Source organism: Cellulosimicrobium sp. 4261, assembly GCF_040546915.1.
GTDB classification, from domain to species: domain Bacteria; phylum Actinomycetota; class Actinomycetes; order Actinomycetales; family Cellulomonadaceae; genus Cellulosimicrobium; species Cellulosimicrobium cinnabarinum.
The window spans coordinates 71,855-97,245 of sequence record NZ_JBEPOQ010000010.1; the positions used below are offsets into that span (position 1 = coordinate 71,855).

A 25,391-nucleotide genomic window follows, 5' to 3' on the forward strand; every position below is an offset into this window, starting at 1 on the left:
CGCCCCACCCTATCCGGCGCCGGTAGGGTGCTGGCGTGACCTCTCCCACCCCTGGTACCGGACCCGTGCTCGACCTCCGCGGCGACCTCGTCGCCCTGTTCCGCGCGGTGTGCGACGTGCCGTCCGTGAGCGGGGACGAGCGTGCGCTCGCGGACGCGGTCGAGGCGGCGCTGCGAGCGCTCCCGCACCTGGAGGTCGTGCGCGACGGCGACACGGTCGTCGCGCGCACGACGCTCGGCCGCGAGCGGCGCGTCGTGGTCGCGGGCCACCTCGACACGGTGCCGCTCACGGACCCGCCGAACCTGCCGACGCGCGTCGTCGGCGAGGGCGCGCACGCCGAGGTCTGGGGCCGGGGCACGGTGGACATGAAGGGCGGTGTCGCGGTCGCGCTCGCGCTGGCCGCGGAGCTCGACGCCCCGGCCCAGGACGTCACGTGGGTCTTCTACGACAACGAGGAGGTCGCCGCGGACCTCAACGGGCTCGGGCGCCTCGCGCGGAACCGGCCGGACCTGCTGGCGGCGGACCTCGCCGTGCTCGGGGAGCCCACCTCGGCGGGCCTCGAGGGCGGGTGCAACGGGACGCTGCGTGCCGAGGTGCGCGTGCCGGGCGTCGCCGCCCACTCCGCGCGCTCCTGGACGGGGACCAACGCGATCCATGCCGCGCACGAGGTGCTCGACCGCCTGGCCGCGTACGTGCCCCGGGACGTCGAGGTCGACGGCCTCGTGTACCGGGAGGGGATGAACGCCGTCGGGATCGCGGGCGGGATCGCGGGGAACGTCGTCCCGGACGAGTGCGTCGTCACGGTGAACTACCGGTTCGCCCCCTCCCGGAGCGTGGCCGAGGCCGAGCAGCACGTCCGCGACCTCTTCGCCGGCTTCGCGGTGACGCTCACCGACGCGGCGCCCGGCGCGCGGCCCGGGCTCGACGACCCGCTCGCGGCGGACTTCGCGGCGGCCGTCCTCGGGGTGACGGGAGGCGCGCCGGCTCCGAAGTACGGCTGGACCGACGTCGCGCGCTTCGCCGAGCTCGGCGTCCCGGCGGTGAACTTCGGGCCCGGGGACCCGCTGCTGGCGCACAAGGACGACGAGCGGTGCCCCGTCGGGCAGCTCGCGCTGTGCCGCGACGCGCTCCGTGCGTGGCTCACGGCCGCACCTGCGGCATAGGCTCGTGACCATGAGCGACACGGTGCGTGACCAGCCAGGTTCCGACGACGGCGTGCCCCAGAGCGGCACCGGGTACCGCAAGGGGCCGGTGCTGCTGCGCGGCGACCAGATCCCGCGCCAGACGACGGACCAGCGCCTCCTCGACTCGCGCGGCAGCGCGGACTGGGTGCACTCCGACCCGTGGCGCGTCATGCGGATCCAGAGCGAGTTCGTCGAGGGCTTCGGGGCGCTCGCGGAGGTCGGTCCGGCCGTCTCCGTGTTCGGCTCGGCACGCACCAGGCCGGACCACCCGGACTACACGCTCGCCGAGGAGGTGGGGCGCCTCCTCGTCGACGAGGGCTTCGCCGTCATCACGGGCGGCGGCCCCGGCATCATGGAGGCGGCCAACAAGGGCGCGTCGGACGCCGGTGGCCTGTCGATCGGCCTCGGGATCGAGCTGCCGTTCGAGCAGGGGATGAACCGCTACGTCAACCTCGGCGTGAACTTCCGCTACTTCTTCGCCCGCAAGACGATGTTCGTCAAGTACGCGCAGGGCTTCGTCGTGCTGCCGGGCGGCTTCGGCACGTTCGACGAGCTGTTCGAGGCGCTGACGCTCGTCCAGACGCACAAGATCACCGAGTTCCCCGTCGCGCTCGTCGGGACGGACTACTGGACCGGGCTGCTGGACTGGGCGCGCACCGCGGTCGTGGGCCGCGGCATGATCAGCGAGCACGACCTCGACCTCGTCCACCTGTGCGACGACCCGGCCGAGGCCGTCGAGTACGTGTGCGACCGCGGCGCCGAGCTGCGCGCCGAGGAGCGCGAAGCGACCGAGGAGCTCGCCCGGGCGCAGGCCGGCGACGCGAGCTGACGGGCGCGGCGCGATGACCGCAGGTCCGGGCGCGCCCGGCTCCGGCGCGGGCGAGCCGGGGGCGCCCACGCCCGGCGAGGGCGCGCCCGTCCCGCTGCCGCCCCTCGGGGTGCCCCCGCGCGGCACGTCGCTCGTGCTGCGCGGGCGCGAGCTCGACCGGCCCGCCGTGATGGCGATCGTCAACCGCACCGACGACTCGTTCTACGCCGGGGCGCGCCAGCTCGACGACCGCCAGGCGCTCGCCGCCGTCGAGCGCGCCGTCACGGAGGGCGCCGAGATCCTCGACGTGGGCGGGGTGCGTGCCGGGGTCGGTCCGGAGGTGACCCCGGGGGAGGAGATCCGCCGCGTCGTCCCGTTCGTCGCACGGGTGCGGTCCGAGTTCCCGGACCTCCTCGTCAGCGTGGACACGTGGCGCGCCGAGGTCGCGCACGAGGCGGCGCTCGCGGGCGCGGACCTCGTGAACGACACGTGGGCCGGGCACGACCCGCGGCTCGTCGAGGTCGCCGGGCAGCACGGGATCGGCGTCGTGTGCTCCCACACCGGGGGAGCGCGGCCGCGCACGGACCCCGTCCGCGTCGCCTACCCGGCCCGCCCCGGAGCGGCCGACCCGCGGGACGGCGTCGTGCAGGACGTCGTGACGACGCTCCGGGCCGCGGCCGAGCGGGCGGTGTCGTGCGGTGTCCCGCGCGCGTCGGTGCTCGTCGACCCGACCCACGACTTCGGCAAGAACACGTGGCACTCCCTGCACCTGCTCCGCCGCACCGAGGTGCTCGCCGGGCTCGGGTTCCCGCTCCTCATGGCGCTGTCGCGCAAGGACTTCGTCGGGGAGACGCTCGACCTCCCGGCCGACGAGCGCCTCGAGGGCACGCTCGCGGCGACGGCCGTCGCGGCGTGGCTCGGCGCGCGCGTCTTCCGCGCGCACGACGTCGCCGCGACACGTCGCGTCCTCGACCTGGTCTCCGCCGTCCGCGACGAGACGGCCCCGGCTGCGGCGCTGCGGGGCCTCGCGTGACGACGCCGCGCGCGGCCGCCCTGCCCGCGGCGCGGGCGCGGCTGCTGCGACCTGCGACCTGGCGGTGGTGGGTCCAGGTGCTCGCGCTCTACGCCCTCGCCCGGGCGGTGAGCGCCGTCGTCCTGCTCGTCGCCGCGCGGTCCCAGGAGCAGAACCTGTGGACGGACGCCGCGCCCTCGTACCTCGCCTACGTCGGCCGGATGTGGGACGCGAGCTGGTACGAGCAGATCTACCGGTCCGGCTACCCGGACACGCTCCCCGTGGGTCCCGACGGCGCCGTGCAGCAGAACGTGTGGGCCTTCTTCCCGTTGTTCCCGGCGCTCGTGCGCGCGCTCGACGCGGTCACGGGGCTCGGGTGGGAGGTGCTGGCCCCGACCCTCGCGCTGGTGTGCGGGGCGGGCGCGGTGCTCGTGGTCCACCGGCTCGTCGCGACGGCGGGGGCCGCCGCGGTCGAGCGACGCCCGGGCCTCCCGCTCGCGACCGTGCTGCTCGTGAGCGTCTTCCCCTCCAGCCCCGTCCTCCAGGTCGCGTACACCGAGTCCCTCGCCCTGCTCCTCGTGGCGGGTGCGCTGCTCCTGCTCGCCCGCCGTCGCTACGCCTGGACGACGCTCGTCGTCGTCCTCCTCGGCTTCTGCCGCGCGGTCGCGCTGCCGATGGCGGCGGTCGTGCTGTGGCACGGGTTCGTGCGGTGGCGCCGCGGGGACCTGCGCGGGGCCGACGCCGCCCGGCTGGGCGGCCTGCTCGTCGTCGCCCTCGGGAGCGGGCTCGTGTGGCCCTGGCTGTGCGACGTGGTGACGGGCGTGCACCAGGCGTACTTCCGCACCCAGGAGGCCTGGCGCGGCGGCGCGGAGGTCGTCCCGTTCGTGCCGTGGGTGGACGTCTCGCGATGGCTCGCGGGCGACGCCGGCCCGTGGCTCCTCGCGCTCGTCCTCGTGGCGTCCGCCGCGCTCGTCCTGAACCCGGTCGCGGCGCGCCTCGGCCCGGAGATGCACGCGTGGTCCGGGGCGTACCTGGCCTACCTCGTGGCGACCGTCCAGCCGGGCACCTCCCTCGTGCGCTTCCTCCTGCTGGCGTTCCCGCTCGGGGCGGTGACGGTCGGGTGGACGCGGTCGCGCACGTGGCTCGCGGCGGTGACCGTCGCGTGCGTCGTGGGGCAGGTGTGGTGGGTGTGGTCGCTGTGGCGGCTGGTCCCGCCGTCGGGGTGGCCGCCGTGACCGGGACGCCCGGGATGTCGGCACGCGTGAACTAGACTGTCCCCCGGGCGTCGTCCGAGGTCGGACGCCCCTCCTCGCGCGTGCGGGGTGGACTCGGGACAAACGGAAATGGAGTGCCATCGATGGCTGCGATGAAGCCGCGGACGGGTGACGGACCGCTGGAGGTCACCAAGGAAGGGCGAGGCATCGTCATGCGGGTCCCGCTCGAGGGTGGCGGGCGTCTGGTGGTCGAGCTCAACGCGACCGAGGCCAGCGAGCTGGGTGAGGCGCTCCAGGCCGTGGTGGGCTGATTGCCCGCACGTGAGCGCCGGGTCTCCGGAACCACGGAGATCCCGCGCGCGCTGCCGGAGGTGGTCGGCGCACGGGGCACGCTGAGCGACGCCCCGCTCGTCGACGAGTCACAGGCCGACGCGGTCGTGGTCGGCGTCGCGCCGCCGCGCGAGCCGGAGGACGGGCTGCAGCCGCGCGCCGGCACGGTCGACGCCACCGTGCGGTACGGCGTGGACCTCGCCGAGCTGGCCGAGCGGGCGGGCGGCCCGGGCTTCCGCGGCGCGGCCGGCGAGGTCGTGCGCGTGGACCTGCCGCGGGCGCACGTCGGGTCGACGACCCGGCTGCCGTGGGCGGGCCTGCCGCCCCGTCTCCTGCTGCTCGGCGTCGGCGCCGGGACCGCGACGGACCTGCGCCGCGCCGGTGCCGCGCTGGCCCGGGCGTCCCGCGGCCTCGAGCGGGTCCTGAGCGCCGTGACCGCGGACGCCGGTGCCGCCGAGGTCCGCGCCTACGTCGAGGGCTACCTGCTCGCCGCGTACGCCCAGCCGCGACGGGGCGAGGCGCCGGCAGGCACGGAGACCGCCGCCGCGCAGCTCGTGCTGCTCACGCCGCCCGACCGTCCCGACGTCGCGGCACCGATCGAGGCGGCGACCCGCGCGGCCGCCGCGACGTGGCTCGTGCGCGACCTCGCGAACACGCCGTCCGACGTCAAGGACCCCGCCTGGTTCGCCGACCGCGCGCTCGGGCTGGCCGACGAGCTCGGCCTCGACACCACCCTCCGCGGCCCCGCCGAGCTCGCCACGGAGGGCTTCGGCGCGCTCCTGGCCGTGGGCGCCGGCTCGGCGCGCGGGCCCCGGCTCCTCACCGTCACCTACGACCCCGCGGACCACGGCGTGGCCCCGGCGAAGGGCCGTTCCGCGCCTCGCCACGTGGTCGTCGTCGGCAAGGGCATCACCTACGACACGGGCGGCCTGTCCATCAAGCCGCGCGAGGCGATGGTGCCCATGAAGACCGACATGGCGGGCGCCGCCGTCGCGCTCGCCGTCGTGCTCGGGGCCGCCCGTGCACGCTCGGACCGGCGAGTGACCGCCGTGCTGCCGCTCGCGGAGAACCACGTCGGCGCGGCGTCGTACCGCCCGGGCGACGTGCTGCGCACGTGGTCGGGCCGCACGGTGGAGGTCGCGAACACCGATGCCGAGGGCCGCCTCGTCCTCGCCGACGCCGTCGCGTACGCCGTGCAGGAGCTCGCTCCCGACGTGCTCGTGGACGTCGCGACGCTCACCGGCGCGGCCAGCGTGGGCCTGGGTCGGGGCCACGGCGCGCTGTTCGCGACCGACGAGGAGGTCGCCGACGCGCTCGAGCACGCCGCCCTCGCCACGGGCGAGCGGGTGTGGCGGATGCCGCTCGTCGAGGACTACGCGGGTGCGCTGCGCTCCGACGTCGCCGACCTGCGGCACGTCCCGGTCGAGAGCCCCGGCGGCGGGGCGATCACGGCCGCCCTGTTCCTCCGGGAGTTCGTGGGCGACGTGCCCTGGGCCCACCTCGACGTCGCGGGGCCCGCGCGCGCGACGGCGGACCGCCACGAGGTCGTGGCCGGGGCGACGGGCTTCGGCGCCCGGCTGCTGCTCGAGGCGCTCGACCGGCTCTGACGCGCCGGGTCAGCGGCGGACGGCGAGCAGGAGGCCGTCGCCGCTGGGCAGCAGCGCCGGCAGCACGCGCTCGTCGGACCGGAGCGACCGGCCGACCTCCCGGACGATCGTCGTGACCTCGTCGCGCCGCGCGGGGTCGGCGACACGGTCGTGGGACAGCGCGCCGTCGACCGCCAGCACGCCGCCCGGGCGCAGGAGGCGCAGCCCCTGCTCCACGTACTCGGGGTAGCTGTGCTTGTCCGCCCCGACGAGGACGAGGTCGTACGCGGCGTCGGTGAGGCGGGGGAGCACGTCGCTCGCGCGGCCCGGGATGGTGCGCGTGCGGGACGCGGGCACACCCTCCTCCGCGAACGCGGCCTTGGCCGCGCGCTGGTGCTCGACCTCGACGTCGATGGTCGTCAGCACGCCGTCGGCGGGCATGCCACGCAGGAGCCAGATCGAGGCGACGCCCGTGCCGGTGCCGATCTCGACCACCGCGCGGGCCGCGAGGGACGCGGCGAGGACCTGGAGCACCGCCCCGACGCCGGGGAGGACCGCGGGGCAGCCGAGCTCGGCCGCACGGTCGCGTGCCCGCAGGAGGACCTCGTCCTCGGGGACGAACTCCTCGCTGTACACCCAGCTCGCCGCCTTCGCGCTGCGGTGGGTGCCGACGTCGCTGGTGATCGGGTCCTCCTGGTGGTCCGTCGTCCGGCCCCGGGGCCGGGCCGGGCGCTGTCTCGGATCGTACCCGCCCCCTCCCACACCGGCCCGTTCCCGCGCCGCGCGCGTGTGCACGGGCGGTGGACGTCACGCGCACGTCCCGCGCGGGGCGGGGAACACGCGCCAGGCGTGGCGCGTTCTTCTGGGACGATGGACCACGTGGACGACGCACGACCCAGGACCGGCACGCACGGCACGCAGGACGCGGGCACGTGGGTGCCGCCGTCGTGGGACGCGATCGTGCGGGAGCACTCGGCGCGCGTCTACCGGCTCGCCTACCGCCTGACGGGCAACCGCCAGGACGCGGAGGACCTCACGCAGGAGACGTTCGTCCGGGTGTTCCGCTCGCTGTCGAGCTACACCCCGGGCACGTTCGAGGGCTGGCTCCACCGGATCACGACCAACCTCTTCCTCGACCAGGTCCGGCGCAAGCAGCGCATCCGGATGGAGGCCATGGGCGACGACGACGGGCACTACCCGGCGCGCGCCGAGGCCCAGCCGGAGCGCGGGTTCGAGCACGCGAACCTCGACCACGACGTCCAGCGCGCGCTCGACGCGCTCTCGCCCGAGTACCGGGCCGCCGTCGTGCTGTGCGACATCGAGGGCCTGTCCTACGAGGAGATCGCCGTGACGCTCGGCATCAAGCTCGGCACGGTCCGCTCGCGGATCCACCGCGCGCGCTCCCAGCTCCGCGCCGCCCTGCCGCACCGCGACCCCGCGGAGCGCCCGGCGTCGGACGACGCACCGACCGCCGTGGGCGCCCGGGGGGTGGCGTGACCCATCTCGGCTCGCGGCTCTCCGCGCTCGTCGACGGGCAGCTGTCGCCCGCCGAGGCGGAGCGCGCCCTGGAGCACGTGGCCTGCTGCCCGCGGTGCGCGGCCGAGCTCGCCGCGGCCCGGGCGGCCCGGCGCGCGCTGAGCGCGGCCGGACCGGTGGAGCCGGCGCCGGACCTCGCCGCACGCCTGCTCGCGCTCTCCGCCGAGATCCCGCCGACGGACGGCGACCCGCTGCGTGCGGCACCCGCACCGAGCGACCCCTGGGCCGCCTCCGCGACGCTCCCGCGCGGCGCCTGGAGCGGCGACGTGCGCCGGGGCTCGCTCCGGCGGCGCGTCGTCGGTCTCGTCGTCGGCGGCGTCGGGGTCGCCGCGGTCGGCCTCTTCGCGCTGGGGGAGAGCCCTCTCGTGACGCCCGACCTGCACCGCAGCGACCCGCTCACCGTGCTCGCGCAGGCGGCGCCCCGGACCACCGGCGCGCTCGTCGTCGGCGGGGTGCGCACCGACGGCCCGGACGGCGGCACGGGCGCCGCGTCGGTCGTCGACGGCGGCGCGTCCGCGCTCGCGGCCCTCGCGGCGCAGGGCTGGTCCTGCCCCACACCGCTCCCGGACGGCTTCCGCGTGGCGGACGTGCGCGACGACGCGCGGCGCGGCGTGCTGGAGATCGACCTCGAGGCGCCCGGCGGGGAGGCGGTCGTGCGCGAGCAGGCGGGACTGCTCGACACGTCGGCGATCGCCGGCAGCGAGACCTGGGACGTGGACGGCCGTCGGGTGCACGTGCTGTCTCAGGAGCCGTGGCACGTGGTGTGGCAGTCGGGCGACACGGTGATCGACGTCGTCGCGGACACCGAGCAGGAGACGGTCGCCGCCCTCGTGGCGGCGTTCCCGGCCCGTGACTACGATGCCGGGGTCCCGGCGCGCATCTCCCGGGGCTGGACGACCATGACAGGAGCGCTCGGCACCTCATGACCGACCCCCAGACCGGACCGGAGCAGCCCGGTCCGCGCGACGCTGCGCCGAACCCGTTCGCGCCGCCGTCGGCCTACCGCAGCGTGCCCGTCCCGCCGTCCGCCGACGCGCCACGTCCCACCGAGGGCGGGGCGTCGGGGCACGTCCCGCCCGCGTACGGCCCGGGACCGGTCCCGCCGCCGCCCGCAGCGCCCGCGCCCACGGAGCCCTCGACCGCGGGGTCCACGGACCCCTGGGAGCGGCTGAGCGCGTTCGGCCAGCCCGAGGCGCCGACGCGCCCGGGCGGGTCCGTCGACCCGACCCTCGTGGGCGTGCCCCGCGGCGCCGTCGGGGCCGCGCCGCGGCGTGGCCTGCGCCCGGCCGCGGTGGCGGGCGTCGCGGTGCTCGCGCTCGTCGCGGGTGCCGTCGGCGGCGTCGCCGCCGATCGTCTCGCCGACCCGCGATCCTCCGGCTCGTCGGTCTCGGCGCTGCCGCCCGCGAGCGTCGAGCCCGGCGCGGACCGCCCGGACGGGTCGGTGGCGGACATCGCCGCGACCGTGCTGCCGAGCGTCGTCTCGCTCCAGGTGCGCGGCGCCGACGGCGTCGCGACGGGCTCCGGGTTCGTGCTGCGGGAGGACGGCTTCATCCTCACGAACAACCACGTCGTCGCGTCGGCCGCCGACGGTGGCGACATCGTCGTGCTCTTCTCCGACGGGCACGAGAGCCCTGCCGAGCTCGTCGGGCGGACGGTCGACTACGACCTGGCGGTCGTCAAGGTCGAGGACTCGGGCCTCACGCCGCTCGCGCTCGGCGACTCCGACGCGGTGGTCGTCGGGGACCCGGTGGTGGCGATCGGTGCGCCGCTCGGGCTGAACGGGACCGTCACCACGGGGATCATCAGCGCGCTCAACCGCCCGGTCCAGGCCGGCGCCGCGGCGGAGACGGCCTTCATCAACGCGATCCAGACGGACGCGGCGATCAACCCGGGCAACTCCGGCGGCCCGCTCGTCGACGGCCGCGGCCAGGTCGTCGGCATCAACTCGGCCATCGCGCAGCCGCCGGGGAGCGGCGAGGCCACGGGCAGCATCGGCCTCGGGTTCGCCATCCCGTCCAACCAGGCCCGTCGTACCGCCGAACAGCTCATTGCCGACGGCGTCGCGACGTACCCCGTGATCGGCGTGCTCCTCGACCAGCGCTACCAGGGTGAGGGCGTGCAGGTCTCGACCGACGCGCAGTCCGGCACGCCCGCGGTGACGCCCGACGGCCCGGCGGACGCGGCCGGGATCCGGCCCGGGGACGTGATCCTGTCCATCGACGGCCGGCCCGTCACGGAGTCGGACGAGCTCATCGTCGCGATCCGGGCGAAGGCACCGGGGGACGCGGTGACCCTGCGCGTGCGGACCGGCGACCAGGAGCGCGACGTGCGCGTCGTCCTCGACGAAGCCACGAGCGAGTAGTCTGTCGGCGTGTTCGGGATCAACGGAGCCGAGTTCGTCGTGCTCCTCATCGTGGCGGTCGTCGTCATCGGTCCCGAGCGCCTGCCGCGCTACGCGGAGCAGCTCGGGGCGTTCGTGCGGTCCGCGCGGGGATACCTGCGCGACGCGAAGTCGCGCGTGGACGCGGAGCTCGGCGAGGAGCTGTCGGACGTCGACTGGGCCAAGCTCGACCCGCGCCAGTACGACCCGCGCCGGATCGTGCGCGAGGCGCTCCTGGACGACGATCCGCTGCCCGAGCGCGTCTCCCCGCCCCCGCCGCCCGCGCCGGTCGCGCAGACGGGGCCTGCCCCGTTCGACGACGAGGCCACCTGACCCCGCTCTCGGACCGCGGCGCGACGGGCGATTCGTTCCGGCGCCCGAGCACCTGTCAGAATGGGGCAATGTCCATCGAGGCGACGCACATCGGTCCGGCACCGGTCCCGGAGACCACGCAGGAGCCCGGGAGCCCGACGGGCACCCGGCCACGGATCCTCTCGGGCATGCAGCCCACGGAGGACTCGCTGCAGCTCGGGAACTACATCGGTGCGCTGCGCCAGTGGGTCTCCCTCCAGGACGCGTACGACGCCCTGTACTGCGTCGTGGACCTCCACGCGCTGACCGTCAACCCGGACCCGGAGCGGCTCCGCGAGCGCACGCGCCGCACGGCCGCGCAGTACCTCGCCGGCGGCGTGGACCCGGACCGTTCCGCGCTGTTCGTCCAGTCGCACGTGCCGCAGCACGCCGAGCTGTCCTGGGTGCTGTCGTGCCAGACGGGCTTCGGCGAGGCGGGCCGTATGACCCAGTTCAAGGACAAGTCCGCGAAGCAGGGCGCCGACGGCACGACCGTCGGGCTGTTCACGTACCCCGTGCTCATGGCGGCGGACATCCTGCTCTACGACGCGGCCCTCGTGCCGGTCGGCGAGGACCAGCGCCAGCACCTCGAGCTCACGCGTGACCTCGCCGAGCGGCTCAACGCCCGCTTCGGCGACGGGACGGCCGTCGTGCCGGAGGCCCACATCGTCCGGTCGGTCGCGAAGATCTACGACCTCCAGGAGCCGACGGCGAAGATGAGCAAGTCCTCGTCGAACGGCAAGGGCGTCATCTGGCTGCTCGACGACCCGAAGGTCGCCGCCAAGCGGATCCGGTCGGCCGCGACCGACTCCGGCACCGAGATCCACTACGACCCCGTCGCCAAGCCCGGGGTGTCGAACCTGCTGACCATCTACTCGGCGCTCACCGGCCGCGACGTCGAGGCGATCGCCGCCGAGTACGACGGCCAGGGGTACGGGCGCCTCAAGGTCGACCTGGCGGACGTCGTCGTCGACTTCCTCGTGCCGTTCCAGGAGCGCGCGAACACGTACCTGGCAGACCCTGCCGAGCTCGACGCGGTGCTCGCGCGCGGTGCGCAGAAGGCCCGCGAGATCGCGGCCGGCACGCTCGCGCGCATCTACGACCGCGTCGGCCTGCTGCCCGTGGGCGGGACGACCGCGTGAACCTCCCGGAGCGCGAGCCCCATCAGGTGCGGATCGGCATCGCGATCGAGGTGCCCGAGCCGTTCGCGACCCAGCTCCAGGACGCGCGCGCACGCTTCGGCGACCCGCTCGCACGGTCGATCCCGCCGCACGTGACGCTCCTCGGGCCGACGGTCCTGGACCGGACCGCGCTCGACACGGCGCGTGCGCACCTGGCCGAGGTCGCGTCGACGGCGTCGCCGTTCCGCCTCCACCTGCGGGGGAGCGCGACGTTCCGGCCCGTCTCGCCCGTGGTGTTCGTCCAGGTGGTCGAGGGCATCGCGGAGTGCGAGCACCTCGAGAGCGCGATCCGCACCGGCCCCCTCGCCCAGGACCTGCGGTTCAACTACCACCCGCACGTGACGGTCGCCCACGAGGTGCCGGAAGCGGCGCTCGACGCCGCGTTCGACCAGATGGCGACCTACGAGGCGCAGTTCGACGTCGCGGGCTTCTCGCTCTACGAGCACGGGGACGACGGCGTCTGGCGCCCCGAGCAGCTGTTCCCGCTCGGCGCGGATGCCGGGGGAGCGACCGCCTCGTAGGGTTCGGGGCGTGACGCCGCCCCGCCCTGCCGCACCTCGCGCGGTCGCACGCACGCGCGAGCGGGTGGACGCGCTCGTCGAGCGCTGGAAGGACAGCCGGCCCGGCCGTGCGACCTACCGGTACCTGTACGCGCGCGGCGCGCTCCTGTGCGGCGGCATCGCGTACTCCGCGCTGTTCTCGCTGTTCGCCGCGCTGACGATCGGCTACACCGTCTTCATGCGGATCCTGGGCGGACGCCAGGAGCTCATGGACGTCGTCTTCGGGGAGATCAACGAGCTCGTCCCCGGGCTCATCGCCCTCGACGGCCAGCCGGGCGCCATCCGGCCCGACCAGCTCCTGCTGGACTCCGGGCTCAGCGTCACGAGCGTCGTCGCGGGCGTGGTGCTGCTCTTCTCCGTCGTGTCGTTCATGTACCACCTGCGTGGCGCCGTGCGGACCATGTTCGGCGTGAGCGACGTCGGCCAGAGCCCGGTGCTCGCCCGGGCGCGCGCCCTCCTCGGCTTCTTCCTCCTCGCGCTCTTCCTCCTCGTCTCCGCGGTGGCCGGCATCGCCGTCACGTCCCTGGGCAACCCGATCCTCGAGGCGATCGGGTTCTCCGGGGGGCCCGCCGTCCTCGTGACCGGTGCGGGCCTCGTCGTGAGCGTCCTGCTCGACGCGCTCGTCGTGGTCGTCGTCGTGCGGCTCCTCGCCGGCGTGCGGGTCCGACGCCGCGACCTCCTCGTCGGGTCGCTCACCGCTGCCGTCGGGTTCGGCGTGCTCCGCTACCTCGGGTCGTCGTTCGTCGAGAGCAGCGCCACGCGGAACGCGCTCCTGGCGTCGTTCGCCGTCCTCGTGACGCTGCTTCTCCTCGTCAACTTCACCGCCCGCATCCTCCTGGCCGTGTGCGCGTGGATGGCGAACCCGCCGCGCCCGCCCGACCCGGTGCCCGACGGCGCCCGGCACGCGCGCGACGGCCGTCCCGAGCTGCCCGTGCTCGGCGGCGACCAGACGAGCGACGGCCGCCACCTGCGGGCGCCGCGCCACGCCGTCGGGCACGCGCGGGACGACGTCGAGCACGGTCGCCCGGAGGTCGAGGACGCCCCCGACGGCGTTCCGTCGGTCGAGGAGGACGTGCGCGCCGGCCACGGCTCGCACCGTCCCTGGAGCCCCGTCGTCCGCGGTGTCCGGCGGGCCCGCCTGCCGCGCGGCACGTGACCGCGTGCGCGCGGCGCGTCGAGGTCGGCACCTGCGGCCGAGATCGGCACGTGCAGCTGCCGATCTCTACCGCGGCTGCCGACCTCGGTCGGGACTGCCGAACGCTGGTGCGGACGCCGCGCGCCACGGCGCCACCCGGGCACGACGAAGGGCGCCGACCGTACGGTCGGCGCCCTTCGTCGGCGGTGCGGGGGTGTCAGAACGCGCGGGTGATCATCGCGCGCTTGACCTCCTGGATCGCCTTCGTGACCTCGATGCCGCGGGGGCACGCCTCGGTGCAGTTGAAGGTCGTGCGGCAGCGCCACACGCCCTCCTTGTCGTTGAGGATCTCGAGGCGCTGCGTGGCGCCCTCGTCGCGGCTGTCGAAGATGAACCGGTGCGCGTTGACGATGGCGGCCGGGCCGAAGTACTGCCCGTCGGTCCAGAACACCGGGCAGGACGACGTGCACGCGGCGCACAGGATGCACTTGGTGGTGTCGTCGAAGCGCTCGCGCTGCGCGGCGGACTGGAGGCGCTCCTTGCTCGGCTCGTTCCCGGACGTGATGAGGAACGGCATGATCTCGCGGTAGGACGCGAAGAACGGCTCCATGTCCACGACGAGATCCTTGACCACGGGCAGGCCCTTGATGGGCTCGACCGTGATCGGCTTGTCGGGGTTGACGTCCTTGAGCAGCGTCTTGCACGCGAGCCGGTTGCGGCCGTTGATGCGCATCGCGTCCGAGCCGCACACGCCGTGCGCGCACGAGCGGCGGAACGTCAGGGAGCCGTCGTGCTCCCACTTGATCTTGTGCAGGGCGTCGAGCACGCGGTCGGTGCCGTGCGCCTGGACGGTGAACTCGTCCCAGTACGCCTCCTCGCCGTGCTCCGACTCGGGGGAGTAGCGGCGGACGCGGAGCGTGACCTCGAACGAGGGGATCTCCCCGGCCTTGGCCTCGGCGACCGGGCTCTCGAGTGTGGCAGTCATCAGTACTTCCGCTCCATGGGCTCGTACCGGGTCTGGGTGACGGGCTTGGAGCCCAGGGCGACCTTGTAGCCGTCGAACTGCTCGACGTGGTCGAAGTAGCCCGCGACGTGCCCGTCGGCGACGTCGCTGGCGGACGTCGGCCGGCGGTAGGCCATCGTGTGCAGCATGTAGTTGGCGTCGTCGCGGTCCGGGAAGTCCTCGCGGTAGTGGCCGCCGCGGGACTCCTTGCGGTTGATCGCCGCGACCACGGTGACCTCGGCGATGTCGAGGAGGAACCCGAGCTCGATCGCCTCGAGGAGGTCGGTGTTGAACAGGCGGCCCTTGTCCTGCACGGACACGTTCTTGTAGCGCTTCTGCAGGTCGCGGATGTCCGCGAGGGCCTGGTTGAGCGACTCGCCCGTGCGGAACACCTGGGCGTTGGCGTCCATGGTCTCCTGGAGCGCCTTGCGGACGTCGGCGACGCGCTCGCCGTCGGGACGGTTGCGCATCTCCTCGAGCTGCGCGACGACGGCCGCGGCAGGGTTCTCCGGGAGCTCGCTGTACGACGCGGTCGCGGCGTAGGCGGCCGCGGTGCGGCCGGCACGCTTGCCGAAGACGTTGATGTCGAGCAGCGAGTTGGTGCCGAGACGGTTGGAGCCGTGCACGCTGACGCACGCGACCTCACCGGCCGCGTAGAGGCCCTTGACGACGTTGTGGCTGTCGCGCAGCACCTCGGCGTCGACGTTCGTCGGGATGCCGCCCATCGCGTAGTGCGCGGTGGGGTACACGGGCACGGGCTCGGTGTACGGCTCGATCCCGAGGTACGTCCGCGCGAACTCGGTGATGTCGGGGAGCTTGGCGTCGATGTGCGCGGGCTCGAGGTGCGTGAGGTCGAGCAGGACGTAGTCCTTGTTCGGCCCGGCACCGCGGCCCTCGCGGACCTCGTTCGCCATGGACCGGGCGACGATGTCGCGCGGGGCGAGGTCCTTGATGGTGGGGGCGTAGCGCTCCATGAAGCGCTCGCCGTCCGCGTTGCGCAGGATGCCGCCCTCGCCGCGGGCGGCCTCCGAGAGGAGGATGCCGAGGCCCGCGAGGCCGGTCGGGTGGAACTGGAAGAACTCCATGTCCTCGAGCGGCAGGCCGCGACGGTAGGCCAGCGCCATGCCGTCGCCGGTGAGCGTGTGCGCGTTGGACGTCGTCTTGAAGATCTTGCCCGCGCCACCGGTGGCGAAGATGATCGCCTTCGCCTGGAAGACGTGGATCTCGCCGGTCGCGAGGTCGTAGGCGACGACGCCGGTCGCGGTGACCGTCTCGTCGTCGGGGATCTCGCCCGCGGAGAGGTCGTGGTCGGTGATGAGGTCGAGGACGTAGAACTCGTTGAAGAACTCGACGTCCTGCTTGACGCACTGCTGGTAGAGCGTCTGGAGGATCATGTGCCCGGTGCGGTCCGCGGCGTAGCACGAGCGGCGCACCGCGGCCTCGCCGTGGTTGCGGGTGTGCCCGCCGAACCGGCGCTGGTCGATGCGGCCCTCGGGCGTGCGGTTGAACGGCAGGCCCATGCGCTCGAGGTCGAGCACCGCGTCGATGGCCTCCTTGGCCATGATCTCCGCGGCGTCCTGGTCGACGAGGTAGTCGCCGCCCTTGACCGTGTCGAACGTGTGCCACTCCCAGTTGTCCTCCTCCACGTTCGCGAGCGCGGCGCACATGCCGCCCTGCGCGGCGCCCGTGTGCGAGCGCGTGGGGTAGAGCTTGGAGATGACGGCCGTCCGGACCTTGCCGGACGACTCCAGCGCCGCGCGCATCCCGGCGCCGCCTGCGCCGACGATGACGACGTCGTACTGATGGGTTTGCATCGGGGTCGATGCCTCCTGGGAGAGAGCCGGGTGGAGCGAGAGGAAGACGGGGGCGTGCGGTGGTGCGGTGCTCAGGCCGTGCAGAACGACGCGAGCAGCTCGGCCGGGGCGTTCGCGGGGCAGGGATCGAACGTGAAGATCACGAGCGTGCCGAGGACCGTGACGATCGTGAAGGCGAGGTACAGCGCGAGCTTGAGGACGAGGCGGGTTCCGTCCCGCTCCGCGTAGTCGTTGATGATCGTCCGGACGCCGTTGGTGCCGTGGAACATGGCCAGCCAGAGCATGAGCAGGTCCCAGATCTGCCAGAACGGCGAGGCCCACTTGCCGGCGACGAAGCCGAAGTCGATCGCGTGCACGCCCTCGCCGACCATGAGGTTGACGAAGAGGTGACCGAAGATGAGGACGATCAGCACGACGCCGGAGGCCCGCATGAAGATCCAGCTGTACAGCTCGTAGTTGCTGCGCGTGGCCTTGCGGCGCTTGTACGGGTCGCGCGGGCTCGCGACCTCGACCGTGGGTGCGGCGGCCATCAGTGCCCCCCTCCGAAGACGTTCATCAGGTGGCGCGGCAGGAACCCGGCCATCGTCACGACGAACAGCCCGACGACGACCCAGAGCATCGTGCGCTGGTACCGCGGGCCCTTGGACCAGAAGTCGACCAGGATGATGCGGATGCCGTTGAAGGCGTGGAACACGATGGCCGCGACGAGCCCCGCCTCACCGATGCCCATGATCGGCGTCTGGTACGTCCCGATGACGGCGTTGTACGCCTCGGGCGAGACCCGCACGAGCGCCGTGTCGAGCACGTGCACGAGCAGGAAGAAGAAGATGAGCACGCCGGTCACGCGATGCGCGACCCACGACCACATGCCTTCACGGCCGCGGTAGAGCGTGCCAGCTGGTGCACTGGGCACTTTGGGGGCCTCCTGTGGCGAGATCAGGGGGGAGATGTCACGTTCCGGCCGTGGCCCGGAACTCCCTCAGTCCGGACCCCGGGACCGTCGTCGGCATCGGTCTCAGGGCTTCCACCATAGTGACATCGACGTCATGATGCGGACCGCCGGGTGCGGCGGAACCGCGCTCCGCGGGGGGTTTGTGACTGATCCCACAGCCCGCGGGGGAACTGCGGCCCTCACTATGCTGGCCCTCATGGCCTCTTCGCCGCACGACTCCTCCGGCCCGTCCGGGTCGCCGATCCCCGGCTTCTTCGCCGTCGTCCCCGCGGGAGGCGCCGGCACCCGGCTGTGGCCGCTCTCGCGCGCGGGCTCGCCGAAGTTCCTGCTCGACCTCACCGGCTCGGGCCGCTCCCTGCTCCAGGCCACGGTGGACCGGCTCGTGCCGCTCGCGGGGGAGCACGGCGTCGTGCTCGTCACGGGGGACCGGCACGTCGCGGCGGCGCGCACGCAGCTCCCGGCCCTCCCGGCCGAGAACGTGCTCGCGGAGCCGTCGCCCCGGGACTCGATGGCGGCCATCGGGCTGGCCGCGGCGGTGCTCGACGCACGGCACGGCGACGTCGTCGTCGGGTCGTTCGCCGCGGACCAGGTGATCACGGGCCGTGACTCCTTCGAGTCGTCGGTGCGGGAGGCGGTGGAGGCGGCGCGCGCCGGGTACGTCGTGACGATCGGCATCGCGGCGTCGCGGCCGTCGACGGCGTTCGGGTACGTGCACAGCGGCGCCCCGCTCGGTGTCGCGGGCGCGCCGACCGCGCAGCACGTGCGCGGCTTCACGGAGAAGCCCGACGCCGCGACCGCGCAGCGCTACCTCGCGTCCGGGGAGTACCGCTGGAACGCCGGCATGTTCATCGTGCGCTCGTCGGTGCTCCTCGGGCACCTCGCGGACCAGCGCCCCGAGCTGCACGACGGCCTGCGCGCGATCGCGGCCGCGTGGGACGGGCCCGACCGCGACCGCGTGCTGGCGGAGCGGTGGCCCGCGCTCGAGCGGATCGCGATCGACCACGCGGTGGCCGAGCCGGTCGCCGCGGTCGGCGGCGTCGCCGTGGTCCCCGGCACGTTCGGGTGGGACGACGTGGGCGACTTCAACTCCCTCGCCGCCCTCCTGCCGTCCGTCGACGGGGCGGGCTCCAAGGTGCTCGGCGACACGGGGCGCGTCGTGCGCCGCGAGAGCGCCGGCTCGGTCGTCGTGCCGGCGAGCGACCGCGTCGTGACCGTCCTCGGTCTCGACGACGTCGTCGTGGTCGACACCCCGGACGCGCTCCTCGTCACGACGCGGGCGCGCGCGCAGCAGGTGAAGTCGATGGTCGACACGGTGCGCGAGCTCGGGATGGACGAGCTCCTGTGAGCGCCGACGTGACCCTCGCCGCCCGCATCGGGGCCGCCGTCGCGCGGCACGTGGACGAGGTCGTGGCGATCCGCCGGGACATCCACGCCCACCCCGAGGTCTCGCGCGCCGAGACGCGCACGACGGCGCTGCTCGCCGACCGCCTGCGCGCCGCGGGCCTCGAGCCTCGCCTCCTGCCGGGCACGGGGCTGGTGTGCGACGTCGGCCCGGAGCCGGGCACGGCCACCGCCGGCGTGCCCGACGGCGCGGCCGTCCCGCCGGGCCGTGTCGCCCTGCGCGCGGACATCGACGCGCTGCCGCTGCAGGACCGCTGCGGCCTCCCGTGGGCGTCGACCGTGCCGGGTGTCGCGCACGCGTGCGGCCACGACGTGCACACGGCGGTCGTGCTCGGTGCCGGGCTCGTGCTCGCGGACCTCCACGCCCAGGGCGAGCTGAGCCGCGGCGTGCGGCTCGTGCTCCAGCCCGCGGAGGAGGTCCAGCCGGGCGGGTCGCTCGACGTGCTCGCGGCCGGGGCGATGGACGGCGTCGACGAGATCTACGCCGTGCACTGCGACCCGAAGGTCGACGTGGGCCGCATCGGCACGCGGATCGGCCCGATCACGTCGGCGTCCGACGAGGTCTCGGTGACGATCGCGTCCCCGGGCGGCCACACGTCGCGCCCGCACCTGACCGGCGACGTGGTGTACGCGCTGGGCCAGGTCATCACGCAGGTCCCCGCGGTGCTCGGCCGTCGGCTGGACCCGCGCTCGGGCGTGAACCTCACGTGGGGCGCCGTCCACGCGGGCTCCGCGCACAACGCCATCCCGAGCACCGGCACGGTCCGCGGCACCCTGCGCTGCCTCGACGTGCGCGCGTGGGAGTTCGCAGGGCAGGTGCTGCACGACGCCGTGGAGCAGGTCGTCGCGCCGTACGAGGTCGAGGTGACCGTGCACCACACGCGCGGCGTCCCGCCTGTCGAGAACGACGAGCGCTGCACCGGGCTGCTGGAGGCCGCCGCGCGCGACGTGCTCGGCCCGGACAGCGTGGTGCTCACCGAGCAGTCGCTCGGGGGAGAGGACTTCGCCTGGTACCTGACGAAGGTGCCCGGGGCGATGGCACGCCTCGGCACGCGGACGCCGGGCGGGCGCAGCTACGACATCCACCAGGGCGACCTCCAGGTGGACGAGCGCGCGATCGGCCTGGGCATGCGGCTCCTGGCGCGCGTCGCCGCGGGCCAGGACGGGTGACGCGGTCCCGACCCGTGGACAGGGGTGTGTCACGCCTCAGACGCAAAGTGACGCTTGCATAACGAAGCGCCCGCGTTACCGGCAAGTAACGTGCTGGACCCCTCGGGCTGATTAGTGTTCGGTCGTATAGAGGCCGACGGACCGGTCCTCCCGTGCAACGGCGCAGGGGAGGACCCAGGGGTCCTTCCCTGCGCGGCAGTGCTACGAGAACGACAGGAGCTATCAGGTGAAGAGAGCGACTCAGGTCACCGCCCTCGCGGCGGTCGCCGCGCTCGCGCTGGCCGCGTGCGGTGCTGCGCCCGAGGACGACGAGACCACCGGCGGCGGCGAGGGCACCGCGGGCGGCAACTCCGACTTCTCCGCGTGCATGGTCTCCGACGCCGGCGGGTTCGACGACCAGTCCTTCAACCAGTCCGGCTACGAGGGCCTCCAGCAGGCGAAGGACGAGCTCGGCATCACGACGCACGAGGTCGAGTCCCAGGCGGACACGGACTACGGCCCGAACATCGACAGCCTCGTCCAGCAGGGCTGCAACCTCATCATCGGCGTCGGCTTCCTCCTCGAGGACCCGATCCAGTCGGCGGCCGAGGCCAACCCGGACGTGCACTTCGCGCTCATCGACTCGGCGTTCAGCAACCCGGGCGCCACGGCGGCCGACCCGCCGGAGGCGGTCGAGATCGACAACGCGAAGCCGATCCTGTTCAACACCGCGGAGGCGGCGTTCCTCGCCGGGTACCTCGCGGCGGGCATGACCGAGACGGGCACGGTCGCCACGTTCGGCGGCATCCAGATCCCGTCGGTCGCCATCTTCATGGACGGCTACGTCGACGGCGTCGCGAAGTACAACGAGGACAACGGCACCGACGTCAAGGTGCTCGGCTGGGACAAGGAAGCGCAGACCGGCACGTTCACCGGCGACTTCGACAACCAGGCGAACGGCCAGAACGTCACGCAGGGCTTCATCGACCAGGGCGCGGACATCATCATGCCCGTGGCCGGCCCGGTGGGTCTCGGTGCCGCCGCGGCGGCCGAGAGCGGCGGCGCGAAGATCATCTGGGTCGACTCGGACGGCTTCCTCACGACGGACTACGGGAGCATCATCCTCACGTCCGTGATGAAGCAGATCGGCCCGGCGGTCTTCGACACCGTGAGCGAGTCGGCGGACGGCAACTTCACGAACGAGCCGTACGTCGGCACGCTCGAGAACGAGGGTGTCGGCCTGGCGCCGTTCCACGACTTCGAGGACGCGGTCCCGGCCGAGCTGCAGGACCAGCTCGCCCAGTACCAGGAGCAGATCATCGCGGGCGACCTCGTCGTCGAGTCGCCGAACGCGCCGTGACGCGACGCTGAACCCGCCGGCCGCCCACGGGCGACCGGCACCGGTGGCCCGGGCCCAGCGCCCGGGCCACCGTCATGACGACGACGGTGTCGTCGGGGCCGCGACGACGCGCCGCGCTCCCACGAGTGCGGTTCGATGGAGTACCTCGAAGAGATCGGGGTCGACACCGCGGTACGACTGCGAAGCACGAGGAGAGGCAGACCGGTGAAGCTGGAGCTGCGAGGGATCACGAAGGTCTTCGGGTCCCTGGTCGCCAACGACCACATCGACCTGGTCATCGAGCCCGGCGAGATCCATGCCCTGCTCGGGGAGAACGGGGCGGGCAAGAGCACGCTCATGAACGTGCTGTACGGGCTGTACGACCCGGACGACGGGCAGATCCTCGTCGACGACGTGCCCGTGCAGTTCGCGGGCCCGGGCGACGCGATGGCCGCCGGCATCGGCATGGTGCACCAGCACTTCATGCTCGTCCCGGTGTTCACCGTCGCCGAGAACGTCGCGCTGGGGCACGAGCCCGTGAAGGGCGCGGGTCTCATCGACGCGCGCCGCGCGCGCCGCCTCGTCCAGGAGATCTCGGACCGGTTCGGGTTCGAGGTGAACCCGGACGCGATGGTCGAGGACATCCCCGTCGGCGTGCAGCAGCGCGTCGAGATCATCAAGGCGCTGTCGCGCGACGCGCGCGTGCTCATCCTCGACGAGCCGACCGCGGTCCTCACGCCGCAGGAGACGGACGAGCTCATCGCGATCATGCGCGAGCTCAAGGCCGCGGGCACGTCGATCGTCTTCATCACGCACAAGCTGCGCGAGGTGCGGGCGGTCGCCGACCGCATCACGGTCATCCGCCGGGGCAAGGTCGTCGGCACGGCCGACCCGAGCGCGAGCGAGACCGAGCTCGCGTCCCTCATGGTCGGCCGGTCCGTCTCGCTCGGCGTGGACAAGGCACCCGCGGAGAGCGGGGACACCACGTTCCACGTCGACGAGCTCACGGTCATGGACGACGCCGGCACGCCCGTCGTCGACCGCGTGAGCCTGGAGGTCGCGCGCGGCGAGATCCTCGTCGTCGCGGGGGTCCAGGGCAACGGTCAGACCGAGCTCACGGAGACGATCGTCGGGCTGCGCAAGCCGGTCGCGGGCTCGATCCTGCTCGACGGCAAGGAGCTCGTGGGGCGCAGCGTGTCCCAGGTGCTCGAGGCGGGCGTGGGCTACGTGCCCGAGGACCGCAGCACCGACGGGATCATCGGGACGTTCTCCGTCGAGGAGAACCTCGTGCTCGACCTCGTGACGTCCGCGCCGTACTCGCGCGGCGGTGCGCTCGCGCGCGGCACGATCCGCGCGAACGCGGAGCAGCGCATCGGCGAGTTCGACGTGCGCACCCAGTCGGTCGAGACGCCGGCCGGCACGCTCTCCGGCGGCAACCAGCAGAAGGTCGTCCTCGCGCGCGAGATGTCGCGCCCGCTGCGACTGTTCATCGCGTCGCAGCCGACGCGCGGCCTCGACGTCGGCTCGATCGAGTTCGTGCACCGGCGCATCGTGCAGGAGCGCGACCACGGCACCCCCGTGATCATCGTGTCGACGGAGCTCGACGAGGTGCTCGCCCTCGCCGACCGGATCGCCGTCATGTACCGCGGCCGTGTCGTCGGGGTCGTGCCCGGCGACACCGACCGCGACGTCCTCGGCCTCATGATGGCCGGGGTCCCGCTCGAGGAGGCCGTCGTGCAGGCCGCCGAGCACCACACGACCCTCGGCGAGGCGGACGCCGTCGCCGAGGACGCGCCGTCGGACGCCGCGCAGGACGCGGCCGCCGCCCGCGAGGAGGAGATCCAGTGACCCAGCAGGCAACGCCCGACGACGCGTCGGCGCTCCCGCCGACGGCGGCTCCGCCGAGCGACCCCCAGAAGCCGGAGGCGCCCGCCGGGCAGAGCATCCTGCGCGAGATGCTCGAGAGCAGCTGGCTCGTCTCGCTCCTCGCGATCGTCGCCGCGCTGGTCCTCGGCGGCGTCCTCATCGCGGCGGCCGACCCCGCGGTCCAGGAGGCGGCGTCCTACTTCTTCGCGCGCCCCTCGGACTTCTTCCAGGCCGTCTGGGACGCGGTGTTCGGCGCGTACGCCGCGCTCTTCCAGGGCGCGGTCCTCAACGTCGACGCGCCCGACGTCTCGCGGGCGCTGCGCCCCCTCACCGAGACGATGACGGTCGCGACGCCGCTCATCCTCGCGGGCCTCGGGCTCGGCATCGGCTTCCGCGCGGGCCTGTTCAACATCGGTGCGCAGGGCCAGATCATCCTCGGCGGCATCTTCGCCGGGTTCGTCGGCTGGACCTTCGCGCTCCCGCCGGGGCTGCACCTCCTGCTCGCCGTGCTGGGCGCCGCGCTCGGCGGGGCCCTGTGGGCCAGCATCGCGGGCGTGCTGAAGGCTCGCACGGGCGCCCACGAGGTGATCGTCACGATCATGCTCAACAACATCGCGATCTACCTCGTCGCGTACCTGCTCACGACGAAGCCGTTCCAGGCGCCGGGCAGCTCCAACCCGATCAGCCCGCGCATCCCGGGGAACGCGCAGTTCCCGCTGCTGCTCGGCGAGGGCTTCCGCCTCCACGCCGGGTTCGTCCTCGCGCTGCTCGTCGCGGTGGGCGTGTGGTGGCTCATGGAGCGCTCGACGCTCGGCTTCCGCTTCCGCGCCGTCGGGGAGAACCCGAACGCGGCCCGGACGGCGGGCATGTCGGTCCCGTGGACGACGGTGTGGGTCATGGCCATCGCGGGTGCGCTCGCCGGGCTCGCGGGCAGCGCGCAGGTGCTCGGCACGGAGCACGTGCTCACGGCGGGCGTCGCGGCGAGCTTCGGGTTCGACGCGATCACGGTGGCGCTGCTCGGGCGGTCCCGGCCGCTCGGCACGGTGCTCGCCGGCCTGCTGTTCGGCGCGCTGCGCGCGGGCGGGTTCGTCATGCAGGCCCGCACGGGCACGCCGATCGACATCGTCCTCGTCGTGCAGTCGCTCATCGTGCTCTTCATCGCCGCGCCGCCGCTCGTGCGGGCGATCTTCCGCCTCCCGACACCGGGCGGCCCGACGCGCGCGGAGCGGCAGGCAGCCCGCCGTCGCGCGAAGGCCGTCCCGTCCACGACGACCACCCAGGAGGCCGGAGCATGAGCACCGCGACCACGACCCCGGCACCGGCCTCCGCGCCGGAGCGCGCGGCCAAGCCGCTGCCGCCCATCAGCTGGAAGGCCCCGGTCGCCTACGCGGTCATCGGGCTGCTGGCGCTCGTCTTCTTCGCGCTGCTCCCCGCGGGCGGCCAGGAGACGACGTTCCGCCTCTCGACGGCGAAGGACTTCTTCCAGATCGAGCCGGTCACCGTCAGCTCCACCGGGGCGGCGCTGTTCCTGTCGATCCTCGCGCTGCTCCTCGCCGGCCTGTCGTTCTGGGCCGCGCGCGACCGGCGCAAGGTCGGCGTGTGGCTGCCGATCGTGTACGGCGTCGCGGTCGTCTTCGCGTTCCTGTCGTGGGCCGGGGCCGGGAAGTCGGCGATCCCGCTGACGGGCCTGCTCCAGGGCTCGCTCTTCCTCGCGGTCCCGCTCGTGTTCGGTGCGCTGTCCGGTGTGCTGTGCGAGCGCGTCGGCATCATCAACATCGCGATCGAGGGCCAGCTCCTCGCCGGGGCGTTCCTCGCCGCCGTCGTCGCGTCGCTCACGTCGTCGGCGTACGCGGGCCTCATCGCGGCGCCGGTCGCGGGCGCCCTCGTGGGCGTGCTGCTCGTGATCTTCTCGGTGAAGTACTGGGTGAACCAGATCATCGTCGGCGTCGTGCTCAACGTGCTGGTCGTCGGCGTGACGAGCTACCTGTACTCGACGGTCCTCACCGAGGACCCGGCGACGTGGAACGCGCGCAACCCGCTGCCCGTCATCGAGATCCCGGTGCTGTCGCAGATCCCGGTCGTCGGGCCGGTGCTGTTCCGCCAGACGCTCCTCGTGTACCTCATGTACGTGGTCGTGATCCTGCTGCAGGTCTTCCTGTTCCGCAGCCGCTGGGGCCTGCGCCTGCGCGCGGTCGGCGAGCACCCGAAGGCCGCCGACACCGTCGGCATCAAGGTCAACGCGACGCGCGTGCGCAACACGATCCTCGGCGGCGCGGTCGCCGGCCTGGGCGGCGCGTTCTTCACCGTCGCCGCGGGGCTCGCGTTCGGCAAGGAGATGACGGGCGGCAAGGGCTTCATCGCGCTCGCCGCGATGATCCTCGGGCGCTGGAACCCCGTCGGCGCGCTCGTCGCGGCGCTCCTGTTCGGGTTCTCGGACAACCTCCAGACGGTGCTCGGCATCGTCGGGACGCCGATCCCGAGCCAGATCATGCTCATGACCCCGTACGTCGTGACGATCTTCGCCGTCGCCGGCCTCGTCGGGCGCGTGCGTCCGCCGGCCGCCGAGGGCATCCCCTACGTCAAGTGAGGA

Annotated in this window: 24 protein-coding genes; 19 read left to right on the forward strand and 5 right to left on the reverse strand. The window is 73.8% G+C overall.

Annotated elements, in window-relative coordinates; translation table 11 throughout:
* Window positions 1-35: 35 nt before the first annotated feature.
* From dapE to ABIE39_RS13410, 6 genes are all read left to right on the forward strand, one after another.
* Entirely contained in the window at window positions 36-1,163 is a 1,128-nt protein-coding gene (gene dapE / locus ABIE39_RS13385) for a succinyl-diaminopimelate desuccinylase (protein ID WP_255437016.1), read from the forward strand.
* A gap of 10 nt (window positions 1,164-1,173) precedes the next feature.
* Window positions 1,174-2,013, forward strand: coding sequence for a TIGR00730 family Rossman fold protein (locus ABIE39_RS13390; protein ID WP_175008017.1), 840 nt, complete (start codon window positions 1,174-1,176; stop codon window positions 2,011-2,013).
* Window positions 2,014-2,026: 13 nt separating this feature from the next.
* The gene (gene folP, locus ABIE39_RS13395) at window positions 2,027-3,025 is read left to right on the forward strand and encodes a dihydropteroate synthase (protein ID WP_209827358.1); all 999 of its coding nucleotides are present in this window, start codon (window positions 2,027-2,029) and stop codon (window positions 3,023-3,025) included.
* Window positions 3,022-4,239: a hypothetical protein gene (locus ABIE39_RS13400; protein WP_209827360.1), complete on the forward strand. Its 1,218-nt coding sequence runs from the start codon at window positions 3,022-3,024 to the stop codon at window positions 4,237-4,239. Before folP ends, ABIE39_RS13400 begins: the two co-directional genes overlap by 4 nt.
* 122 nt (window positions 4,240-4,361) lie before the next feature.
* The gene (locus tag ABIE39_RS13405) at window positions 4,362-4,529 is read left to right on the forward strand and encodes a DUF3117 domain-containing protein (protein ID WP_064506638.1); all 168 of its coding nucleotides are present in this window, start codon (window positions 4,362-4,364) and stop codon (window positions 4,527-4,529) included.
* On the forward strand, window positions 4,530-6,155 hold the full coding sequence (locus tag ABIE39_RS13410) for a M17 family metallopeptidase (protein ID WP_175008020.1): 1,626 nt from the start codon (window positions 4,530-4,532) through the stop codon (window positions 6,153-6,155).
* Window positions 6,156-6,164: 9 nt separating this feature from the next.
* Here the strand turns inward: ABIE39_RS13410 and ABIE39_RS13415 are convergent, their stop codons facing one another.
* Window positions 6,165-6,770, reverse strand: coding sequence for a class I SAM-dependent methyltransferase (locus tag ABIE39_RS13415; RefSeq protein ID WP_499278612.1), 606 nt, complete (start codon window positions 6,768-6,770; stop codon window positions 6,165-6,167).
* A 234-nt stretch (window positions 6,771-7,004) separates the two neighbouring features.
* Between ABIE39_RS13415 and sigE the strand changes: the two genes are divergently transcribed.
* The 7 genes from sigE (at window position 7,005) to ABIE39_RS13450 (ending at window position 13,298) form a co-directional block, all read left to right on the forward strand.
* The gene (gene sigE / locus ABIE39_RS13420; RefSeq protein ID WP_083385296.1) at window positions 7,005-7,631 is read left to right on the forward strand and encodes an RNA polymerase sigma factor SigE; all 627 of its coding nucleotides are present in this window, start codon (window positions 7,005-7,007) and stop codon (window positions 7,629-7,631) included.
* A complete protein-coding gene (locus ABIE39_RS13425) occupies window positions 7,628-8,596 on the forward strand; it encodes a zf-HC2 domain-containing protein (protein WP_175008021.1) in 969 nt (322 codons plus the stop codon). The genes sigE and ABIE39_RS13425 overlap by 4 nt, the downstream gene beginning before the upstream one ends.
* Window positions 8,593-10,032, forward strand: a complete 1,440-nt coding sequence (locus ABIE39_RS13430; protein ID WP_175008022.1) for a trypsin-like peptidase domain-containing protein — start codon at window positions 8,593-8,595, stop codon at window positions 10,030-10,032. The genes ABIE39_RS13425 and ABIE39_RS13430 overlap by 4 nt, the downstream gene beginning before the upstream one ends.
* Before the next feature lie 9 nt (window positions 10,033-10,041).
* Window positions 10,042-10,383: a twin-arginine translocase TatA/TatE family subunit gene (locus tag ABIE39_RS13435; protein ID WP_175008023.1), complete on the forward strand. Its 342-nt coding sequence runs from the start codon at window positions 10,042-10,044 to the stop codon at window positions 10,381-10,383.
* A 68-nt stretch (window positions 10,384-10,451) separates the two neighbouring features.
* Window positions 10,452-11,543: a tryptophan--tRNA ligase gene (gene trpS, locus ABIE39_RS13440; RefSeq protein ID WP_175008024.1), complete on the forward strand. Its 1,092-nt coding sequence runs from the start codon at window positions 10,452-10,454 to the stop codon at window positions 11,541-11,543.
* Window positions 11,540-12,103 (forward strand): 2'-5' RNA ligase family protein, encoded by a 564-nt coding sequence (locus tag ABIE39_RS13445; protein ID WP_108048052.1) that lies wholly within the window; start codon window positions 11,540-11,542, stop codon window positions 12,101-12,103. The genes trpS and ABIE39_RS13445 overlap by 4 nt, the downstream gene beginning before the upstream one ends.
* A 10-nt stretch (window positions 12,104-12,113) precedes the next feature.
* On the forward strand, window positions 12,114-13,298 hold the full coding sequence (locus ABIE39_RS13450; protein ID WP_354052134.1) for a YihY/virulence factor BrkB family protein: 1,185 nt from the start codon (window positions 12,114-12,116) through the stop codon (window positions 13,296-13,298).
* A gap of 196 nt (window positions 13,299-13,494) precedes the next feature.
* Here ABIE39_RS13450 and ABIE39_RS13455 read toward each other — a convergent pair whose 3' ends face one another.
* The 4 genes from ABIE39_RS13455 to sdhC form a co-directional block, all read right to left on the reverse strand.
* Entirely contained in the window at window positions 13,495-14,262 is a 768-nt protein-coding gene (locus ABIE39_RS13455) for a succinate dehydrogenase iron-sulfur subunit (RefSeq protein ID WP_354052136.1), read from the reverse strand.
* On the reverse strand, window positions 14,262-16,094 hold the full coding sequence (gene sdhA / locus ABIE39_RS13460; protein ID WP_175008026.1) for a succinate dehydrogenase flavoprotein subunit: 1,833 nt from the start codon (window positions 16,092-16,094) through the stop codon (window positions 14,262-14,264). The genes ABIE39_RS13455 and sdhA overlap by 1 nt, the downstream gene beginning before the upstream one ends.
* A gap of 71 nt (window positions 16,095-16,165) precedes the next feature.
* Entirely contained in the window at window positions 16,166-16,624 is a 459-nt protein-coding gene (locus ABIE39_RS13465; protein ID WP_141388663.1) for a succinate dehydrogenase hydrophobic membrane anchor subunit, read from the reverse strand.
* Complete coding sequence (gene sdhC, locus ABIE39_RS13470; protein WP_021481379.1) at window positions 16,624-17,007, reverse strand: succinate dehydrogenase, cytochrome b556 subunit; 384 nt, start codon at window positions 17,005-17,007, stop codon at window positions 16,624-16,626. Before sdhC ends, ABIE39_RS13465 begins: the two co-directional genes overlap by 1 nt.
* A gap of 235 nt (window positions 17,008-17,242) precedes the next feature.
* On the opposite strand from sdhC, the gene ABIE39_RS13475 reads away from it, so the two are divergent.
* The 6 genes from ABIE39_RS13475 (at window position 17,243) to ABIE39_RS13500 (ending at window position 25,388) form a co-directional block, all read left to right on the forward strand.
* Complete coding sequence (locus ABIE39_RS13475) at window positions 17,243-18,391, forward strand: sugar phosphate nucleotidyltransferase (RefSeq protein ID WP_175008028.1); 1,149 nt, start codon at window positions 17,243-17,245, stop codon at window positions 18,389-18,391.
* Window positions 18,388-19,617: an amidohydrolase gene (locus ABIE39_RS13480; protein ID WP_175008029.1), complete on the forward strand. Its 1,230-nt coding sequence runs from the start codon at window positions 18,388-18,390 to the stop codon at window positions 19,615-19,617. The genes ABIE39_RS13475 and ABIE39_RS13480 overlap by 4 nt, the downstream gene beginning before the upstream one ends.
* Window positions 19,618-19,843: 226 nt before the next feature.
* Window positions 19,844-20,956: a BMP family ABC transporter substrate-binding protein gene (locus ABIE39_RS13485; RefSeq protein ID WP_175008030.1), complete on the forward strand. Its 1,113-nt coding sequence runs from the start codon at window positions 19,844-19,846 to the stop codon at window positions 20,954-20,956.
* Window positions 20,957-21,160: 204 nt separating this feature from the next.
* A complete protein-coding gene (locus ABIE39_RS13490; RefSeq protein WP_175008031.1) occupies window positions 21,161-22,783 on the forward strand; it encodes an ATP-binding cassette domain-containing protein in 1,623 nt (540 codons plus the stop codon).
* Window positions 22,780-24,096, forward strand: a complete 1,317-nt coding sequence (locus ABIE39_RS13495) for an ABC transporter permease subunit (protein WP_499278611.1) — start codon at window positions 22,780-22,782, stop codon at window positions 24,094-24,096. Before ABIE39_RS13490 ends, ABIE39_RS13495 begins: the two co-directional genes overlap by 4 nt.
* On the forward strand, window positions 24,093-25,388 hold the full coding sequence (locus ABIE39_RS13500) for an ABC transporter permease subunit (protein WP_175008032.1): 1,296 nt from the start codon (window positions 24,093-24,095) through the stop codon (window positions 25,386-25,388). The genes ABIE39_RS13495 and ABIE39_RS13500 overlap by 4 nt, the downstream gene beginning before the upstream one ends.
* The last annotated feature ends 3 nt before the right edge of the window (window positions 25,389-25,391 follow it).